Origin of the sequence: Lichenibacterium minor (assembly GCF_004137685.1) — a bacterium.
In the GTDB taxonomy this organism is placed as follows: Bacteria; Pseudomonadota; Alphaproteobacteria; order Rhizobiales; family Beijerinckiaceae; genus Lichenihabitans; species Lichenihabitans minor.
Window position 1 is genome coordinate 1 of sequence record NZ_QYBB01000092.1, and the last position, 7,386, is coordinate 7,386.

At 62.7% G+C, this 7,386-nt stretch carries 8 protein-coding genes and 1 pseudogene; 5 read left to right on the forward strand and 4 right to left on the reverse strand.

Translation table 11 applies throughout. The features are described 5' to 3' along the window. Nucleotides 1-101 precede the first annotated feature (101 nt). Nucleotides 102-455, reverse strand: coding sequence for a hypothetical protein (locus D3273_RS26835; RefSeq protein WP_129230015.1), 354 nt, complete (start codon nt 453-455; stop codon nt 102-104). 67 nt (nt 456-522) lie between these two features. On the opposite strand from D3273_RS26835, the gene D3273_RS26840 reads away from it, so the two are divergent. Together D3273_RS26840 and D3273_RS26845 are read left to right on the forward strand one after the other, a co-directional pair. Next, complete coding sequence (locus D3273_RS26840) at nt 523-1,104, forward strand: deoxynucleotide monophosphate kinase family protein (protein ID WP_129230016.1); 582 nt, start codon at nt 523-525, stop codon at nt 1,102-1,104. 116 nt (nt 1,105-1,220) lie between these two features. After that, nucleotides 1,221-1,502, forward strand: coding sequence for a hypothetical protein (locus D3273_RS26845; protein WP_129230017.1), 282 nt, complete (start codon nt 1,221-1,223; stop codon nt 1,500-1,502). A 472-nt stretch (nt 1,503-1,974) separates the two neighbouring features. Here D3273_RS26845 and D3273_RS26850 read toward each other — a convergent pair whose 3' ends face one another. Together D3273_RS26850 and D3273_RS26855 are read right to left on the reverse strand one after the other, a co-directional pair. Continuing rightward, nucleotides 1,975-3,255, reverse strand: a complete 1,281-nt coding sequence (locus tag D3273_RS26850) for an acyltransferase family protein (protein WP_129230018.1) — start codon at nt 3,253-3,255, stop codon at nt 1,975-1,977. A gap of 174 nt (nt 3,256-3,429) precedes the next feature. Next, nucleotides 3,430-4,242, reverse strand: a complete 813-nt coding sequence (locus D3273_RS26855) for an IS5 family transposase (protein WP_129230019.1) — start codon at nt 4,240-4,242, stop codon at nt 3,430-3,432. A 262-nt stretch (nt 4,243-4,504) separates the two neighbouring features. On the opposite strand from D3273_RS26855, the pseudogene D3273_RS29775 reads away from it, so the two are divergent. After that, nucleotides 4,505-4,855, forward strand: a pseudogene (locus D3273_RS29775) (IS630 transposase-related protein); the annotation flags it as partial. Between the two features lie 241 nt (nt 4,856-5,096). On the opposite strand, the gene D3273_RS26865 reads toward D3273_RS29775, so the two are convergent. Then, complete coding sequence (locus D3273_RS26865; RefSeq protein ID WP_129230021.1) at nt 5,097-6,140, reverse strand: IS110 family RNA-guided transposase; 1,044 nt, start codon at nt 6,138-6,140, stop codon at nt 5,097-5,099. 39 nt (nt 6,141-6,179) lie between these two features. On the opposite strand from D3273_RS26865, the gene D3273_RS26870 reads away from it, so the two are divergent. Together D3273_RS26870 and D3273_RS26875 are read left to right on the forward strand one after the other, a co-directional pair. Next, entirely contained in the window at nt 6,180-6,830 is a 651-nt protein-coding gene (locus D3273_RS26870; RefSeq protein WP_281011429.1) for an IS630 family transposase, read from the forward strand. Nucleotides 6,831-6,971: 141 nt separating this feature from the next. Continuing rightward, nucleotides 6,972-7,386, forward strand: a 415-nt coding sequence (locus D3273_RS26875; RefSeq protein ID WP_245501414.1) for a transposase, incomplete at its 3' end; no start/stop codon positions are given.

Consider the following 7,386-nt stretch of genomic DNA (forward strand, 5'->3'; position numbering starts at 1 on the left):
TTGCCATAGGCCATCCTCCTGCTGACGAGTCAGGGGGGAGTTTGCACCATCACACCGCGGGACTGAACACCTAGGCGGAGGTTGGCGCTATTGCGACCAAGTCATATCCAATGCCAGAGGTGGTGATGTACCACCTCACGCGACACAATCGCACCGACGATGGTGCCGCCGGCGCATGAGCTCCACCGTCTCAGTTTCGTGCCTGTCAGCGTCGCCGAGGCCTGCTTGGCCACGAGGATGCCTGCCGCCGCGCAAAACAGCGCGATCTGAAGACGCGTGTAGACCTCGGTGAACGCGAGCCGGGTGACCCCGGCCGTGATCAGGAAAGCGATGGCGCACGCCTTGTCGTCACCCAACCGCAGGCGAGCGGGCCCGAGCATCGCGAGTACCAGCGCAATCCACGCGCAGCCGGTCGCGACCAGCAGCATTGCCTTGATGACGTCGAGATGCCCCATCGCGTCGGTTGTCCACGTCCGAAGCCAGCACGGTCCTGGCGCGCCAACCCTTAAAGGATGATGACGCATGATGGTAATCGGCCTCTGCGGCCTCGCCGGCGCCGGCAAGTCCACAGCGGCGCGCCACCTCGCCGAGCACCATGGCTTCGTGCGCCGTCCCTTCGCGGCGCTGCTGAAGGGCATGCTGCGCTACCTGCTCCACGCCCAGGGTGGGCCGGCAGGCGAGGTCGACCGCATGGTTGACGGCGACCTGAAGGAGGTGCCGACCCGCCACCTCGGCGGGCAAACGCCCCGCCGCGCCGCGCAGACGCTCGGCACGGAATGGGGCAGAGCGCTCGCGCCCGACCTGTGGGTGGAGATATGGGCGGCTTCGATCGCCGGGCTGGAGCGCGTGGTGGCCGACGACGTGCGCTTCAACAACGAGGTCGCCGCGGTTCGGGCGCTCGGTGGCACCGTCGTGGAGGTGTGCCGACCGGGGATCGCCCGGCCGGCCGGCGCGCATGCCTCGGAGATGGGTGTGAGGGCCGACGCGGTGCTCTGCAACGACGGCGATCCGCTCGCCCTGGCTGTTCGGCTCGACGCGATCCTGCGTCGACCGACCCGCACGGATCCCACGCCGCTGAACGCGGGCCGCAAGGTGCTTCTATAGCGCACCTTCTTGTTAACCTAGTTGCATCCACTTGGTAGAAAACAGGTTTTTTCAACGTTAGTTCTCACTTCAGACGAACCCGTGGGTTTCAAAGATTCGAGTGGAGGTTGCGAAAGATGAGCCGGTCGCCTCGCAGGGTCAATGCCGTTACAGCCGTCGAGGTCGGGTCTGATCGGGACAGGGTGGCCAGGGCGCTCTACGAGCACGATGCGCTGAGGGCGTCGGTGCGGTGGCACCCTTGGGAATTGGCGACGATGCCGAAGAAGCTCCGCTATCTCGACCGGGCCGCCGTGGCCCTCATGACGGTGCGAGAGGACGCCATCGCCAATATCCAGATGAACCCAGGCCCTACGTTTCGCGGGCAGGCCAGCGCTTACGCCGCGGCAGACGGGGCGTGATCGAGGCTCGGCTCGACAACCTGCCGCCGGGCTAACCTCGCCGGCACCGCCGACGATCCGCCCCGGTGCCCGAGAGGATGGCGGGACGTTTGGCACTCCAGGTCAGAAGATGCACTCAAAACGTACAAGGGATCACCGCTGAGAGAGCCCCAAGGAAGGAGCACAATCTGTCTGCATCAGAGCACTCGATCCCCTGGCCAACGCTGCCGGCGGCATCCGCATCCACATGCGCAAGCTTGACCAGACGGTGATCGGCAAGGCCGCCTACGACATCATCCGACTTGGCCTGCCCCCATCAGCAACAGCACGCGGCTCAGACCTTCCGGGCGTCGCTACGGCCAATATAGTCGAGGAAGAGCGCAGGACTTCCGGAGTGCGCTCGACGGCTATGACGAAATCCTCGACGCTGCAGGCTACGAGGCTTTTGATCGCAGCGGCACGGCTACGACTCGAAGCGACTCCAAATATGACATCACAGCCTTAACCTCGCGCTGGGATTAATGGTGGCGTTTCGAGACGACCAAAGGTCAGCCGCCACCACCCAAGGGCGCTCCACAAACCAGTAGAATGGGGCCGCGACGACCAACACTGCCCCAATGCCGCAACCTGAGGATATGATCAGTACGGGTATCAACCCGAAACGATCGCACGTCTCCACAATTCTCGGAATGACCAATTCCAGAACTTGCAGATGCACGAGGAATACGGAATACGAGATGGCGCCGAGGCGGCCCATCCATCGACTCGCCGTCATTCGCTGGAGACCCGTTCCCGCCCTGCACGAAACGCCAATCAGGATGAGAAGGCAGCCGATCCGGAGACTTGTTTGTACAAATTGATCATCAAACGGCATGCCAATCATCATTAAGGTCACAAGCGCACAATATCCGCAAATTGACCAAAGCTTAACATTGCTCGATCTGCGTGGAACGTTCAGATGAATGTCCGCCATGTAGGCGCCTGTAGCGAAGTAAGGTAGAAAAGCTATCAGAGCGTACTGGATGTTCTGTGAACCTCTATCGTGGCTGAAGGCCGCCAGCATGGTAAAATCCAAAACCAAGAGAGCGCCGATAACCATTCTAATCAGGCCGAAGGGTAGTCGGCCATAGAGGCTCCACAGCACCGGGCCTGTTATTATGAATTGAAACTGATCTTCGATAAACCAACCAGGTGGGAACAGACGAGGAAACGTTCCGAATGCAATATCATGAAATAGGGCCAGCGATGCGAGTAGGCTCAGTGTTAGTGAAGTGGGTCCGCTATGAAAAGAGGGTGTTTGGGGTGGATTGTAGCGCGTAGCTGTGAGCACGAGGTAAGTGCTAACCAGCAATATTGCGTAAGGTGGCCAAAGGCGGAGCAGGCGTCTTAACCCGTAGGTCTTAAACCATCCCGCCTCGAACGGATCTCGACCGTTTTTTAGCGTGAGCATAAGAGAATAACCACTTAGACTAAAAAAAATACAACATCCCGTGAACGGCGTCGCAATGAAACTTAATATCTGATGTTCAAAAGATGAGATCCGATTGTCACCATAAAAGCGCCAAACCCGCTCGAACAAATGACCAATCACAACGATCATAATCGCAAGCCCCCGCAATCCCGTTAGCTCGGGTCGATAGCCGGCCTTTGGATTGGACGGGCGTCCCACGTGATCTTTGGCCGCACTGATGCTGAGGTAAGTGTTAAATCGCGAACGGAACCACGAAGCAGAAGATTCCATCCACAAGCGGCTAGGACACACGCGATGCAGCATAAGTCTATCCAACGTCAATCCGAGATACGCATCATTCCTGCCGCCGCTTTGCGGGATAAATTCCGCTGGAGGCAAAGTAGATTAATCATGGTGACCTTGCACGAAATTTGTGACAAAATGTTGATGACCAATATTTAGCCAAACCCGCACATTTATTAGAGTCCGCCCGGGAATTCAGGTTTTGCAACCTAAGCGATGTAGCAGCATCATGACGGATGCGGCGTAGAGGAAGGCCTTAGCGGAAGCGATGGTGGCCTCCGGGTCCTTCCAGAGCCGTCGATTGCGGCTGATCCAGGCAAAGAAGCGCTCAACCACCCATCGTCGGGGGTGGACCACGAAGCCAACCTGCCCGGGCGATTTGCGGACGATCTCGACGGCGATGAGTGTGGCGCTGGCCGGCTTGTCGCCGGCGTAGCCTGCGTCGGCGAAGGCCTTGACGATGAAAGGGTAGGAGCGGCGCGACTGCTTGAGCACCGGCACGGCTCCGTCGCGATCCTGAACGTCGGCCGGCTGCGGGGCGAGCACCAGGGCGCGGCCGTCCGTGTCCACCAAGACTTGGCGCTTGCGACCCTTCACCTTCTTGCCCGCGTCGTAGCCTCGCGGACCGCCGCTTTCCGTGGTCTTCACGCTCTGACTGTCGAGCACGGCCGCCGTGGGCGAAGCGTCCCGCCCGGCGCGCTCGCGGTCCAGCATGACGAGGTGATGGTTGATGCCAGCGAACAGGCCATCGTCGCGCCAAGCGCTGAAGGAGCCATAGACCGTGCTCTTCGGCGGCAGGTCCTTCGGCAGCAGGCGCCAGGGAACCCCGCCGCGCAGAACAAAGAAGATGCCGTTCACGATGTCCCGTAGCGACCACAGCCGCGGCCGCCCAAGCGGGTTGGCGGACGGCAACAGCGGTTCGAGGACCGCCCATTCGGCGTCGGTCAGATCGGTTGAGTAGCGAAGGTCCGAGCGGCTATGCTGCTCACGGGTGGCCGGGGTCCACATGGCGGTTCCAGATCAGGTTTCAGCACCCTCCTGGAATCATCTCAGCCCCGGCCACTCAACTTCTCGTGCCCTTATCGGACGGACACTTAGCGGGGAGAAATCCGTAAAAGAATTTGGCCGAACCGGACCGCCTTCAAGGTTCGTTGAGCCTGCCAGGGCAGGTCTGAGGGCGGCTAGAGCTGCTGCCTATCGATCTGAGTCGGTCGAGGTAGCGATCGGACCGCCGCTGTGATTCCATGGTGTCGTGATCACGGAGGGCATAATGGCACGAGCCTTGTCGCTGGACCTGCGCGAGCGGGTGATCGCCGCTATCGAGGCGGGTGCTTCGTGCGGACAAGCGGCGGAGCGGTTCGGGGTCGCCAAGGCGAGCGCGATTCGCTGGCATGCGCGGTTTCGGGCCGAAGGCGAGATCGCCGCCAAGCCGATGGGCGGCGACCGGCACTCGCACCGGACCGAGGTGCATGCGGCCACGATCCTGCAGGCCTACGCGGCGCGACCGCAGATCTACCTACGCGAGGTGAAGGATGCGCTGGAAGAGAATGGGGCCACGGCGAGCCTGAGCGGGCTGTCGCGCTTCTTTCGGCGCCACGGCATCACCCGCAAACGTATGGCCCGCCCCGTCGGCAAGTGGTTTCTCGGGTCCAGCTTGATCTGTCTGCACAAACGTATCCGGCCTTCCGGCAAGCCGTTGGCCAAGATGGAGAGCCGCGCGTCCTGGTCCCGATAAAAGGGACGGCATCGAGTGCCATTTTGCGGGAAAGGTTTCCAGGACGCCGGTTGACAGTCAGGCCATCTCCTTGTCGCCACCCACAGACATCGAGGGCCGACGCTCCTTTCGCGTCAGCCGATCCGGTTCAGGCCGCCACGGGCGCCGTTGGCGCCGCGGGCGCGGCCTTGTAGATATCGCCGTGCCGCAGCAGCGCCCACACGGTGCGGGCCATCTTGGCCACCAGCGCGACAACGGCTGCGTTGAGATGCGCTCGGGCGAGCAGCCCGCGCAGCCAGGCACCCACGGCTGTGTCCCCAGCCTTCAGAGTCGGCAGCGCCGATCGCGCACCCTGGATCAGCATCTTGCGCAGGTACTTGCTCCCGCGCTTGGTGATGCCGAGCAGCTTCGGGCGACCGCCCGTCGTCACCTGGCGTGGCACGAGGCCCAGCCAGGCCGCGAGGTCCCGTCCTCGGGCAAAGGTGCCAGCATCGCCGATGGCTGCCACCAGGGCGGTGGCGTTCAGCGCGCCGATCCCGGGGATGGACAAGAGGCGCTTCGCCCCGTCCTGCGCCTTCGCGGCGGCGGTGAACTCGGCGTCGAACGCCTTGATGCGCTCGTCGAGCGCCACCCACTGGCGGCGCATGTCGACGATCAGCTCGTGAATCCGCGCGGCCAGGACGCGTTCCTTCGCGTAGAGCAGCTCGGCCAGGGCGACGGCCAGCTTGGCGCGCCCCTGCGCTACGATGTGGCCGCGCTCCAGCAGAAGGCTGCGCATCTGGTTCATCAGCGACGTCCGGTCGCCGACGAGCCTGTCGCGCACACGATGGAGCGTCTGCATGTCGAGCTGCTCCTCCGACTTCAAGGTGACGAAGCGCATGGTAGGCCGGCTCGCGGCCTCAGCGATGGCTTCGGCATCCCGGTCGTCGTTCTTTTGTGCCTTGACACAGGGCCGTACGTATTCCGGCGACATGAGCCTGATCTCGTGTCCCTTGGCGGCCAGAGCCCGACCGATGTGGTGAGCGCCACAGCAGGCCTCCAAGGCAACGACGCTGCCTGGATATTTGGAGCAGAAGGCGACGATGGTGTCGCGGCGCATGCGCCGGCGCACCAGGACCTTGCCGGCCGTGTCCACGCCGACGAGGCTGCACGACGTCTTGCCGAGATCGATGCCGATGATGGAAAGCTGCATGGCTCTGCTCCGTCCTCACCTTGGTTACATCAGCATGCTATCAGCTGCTGCAGAGAGAGGGGCGGGCCATCCATAAAAGGGGATCTGCACGCCGCCGAGCAAGGCCGTTCGGACGTGATGGAAGCGCGCGAAGCATGGTTCGAGGGCCAACTCGACCTCGACCCCGAGCGTGTCGTGTTCCTGGATGAGACCGCGACGGCCACCAACATGGAGCGGCGCTACGGGCGAGCGCTGCGAGGCGAGCGTTGCCGCATCGCGGTGCCGCACGGCCACTACAAGACCACCACCGTCACGGCCGCCCTGCGGGCGAGCGGCCCCTTCGCGGTCCACCTCATGGACGGGGCCACAAACGGCGTGCGCTTCCTGTCCTACGTCACCGACATGCTCGTGCCGGCGCTCACACCGGGCGATACGGTGGTGATGGACAACCTCGCCGCCCACAAGGTGGCCGGCGTCCGCCAGGCGATCGAGGCGGCGGGAGCGCACCTGCGCTACCTTCCGCCCTACAGCCCAGACTTCAACCCGATCGAGCAAGCCTTCGCCAAGCTCAAAGCCCTGCTGCGCACGGCGGCGGCCCGCACCGTCCCTGACTTGTGGGGGGCGATCCGGAACGCGTTCACGCGCTTCAAACCCGACGAGTGCCGCAACTACCTCGCCGCTGCCGGCTACGATGCATACGACCCAACTTGAACGGCACCAGCTCTAGTGCTTCGATGCAGACGGAAGCAGCATCGCTTCGAGGGCCGCCACCGAGGCATTCTCTTGTGCCTTGTGAATGGATCAGTGCACTAGGGTCTGTTATGGCTTGACGCATCCACCTATTTGCGGTGTATGACACAGTCTGAAGCGATCGATTTTTCCAACGATGCGGTGTGGGCGCTGTGGGCTCCGCTGATCGAGGCTGTGCGGCCCAAAGGCAAGACGGCGCCGCAGGATCTACGGCGTACCCTGTCGGCCATCGTGTGGCGCCACACGAATGGCGCCAAATGGCGGAGCGTTCCGGCGGAATTGGGACCTTGGTGGCGGGCCGCGCAATTGTCGATCCGCTGGTCCAAGCTTGGCGTGTGGCAGCAGTTGCTGGATCTGTGCCAGGAGCAGGGCCTGTCGCTGGGCCTAGTGCACTTGGACGGGACAGTCATTCGGGCTCACCAGAAGGCGGCGGGCGCGGAAAAACGTATGGCCCGCCCCGTCGGCAAGTGGTTTCTCGGGTTCAGCTTGATCTGTCTGCACAAACGTATCCGGCCTT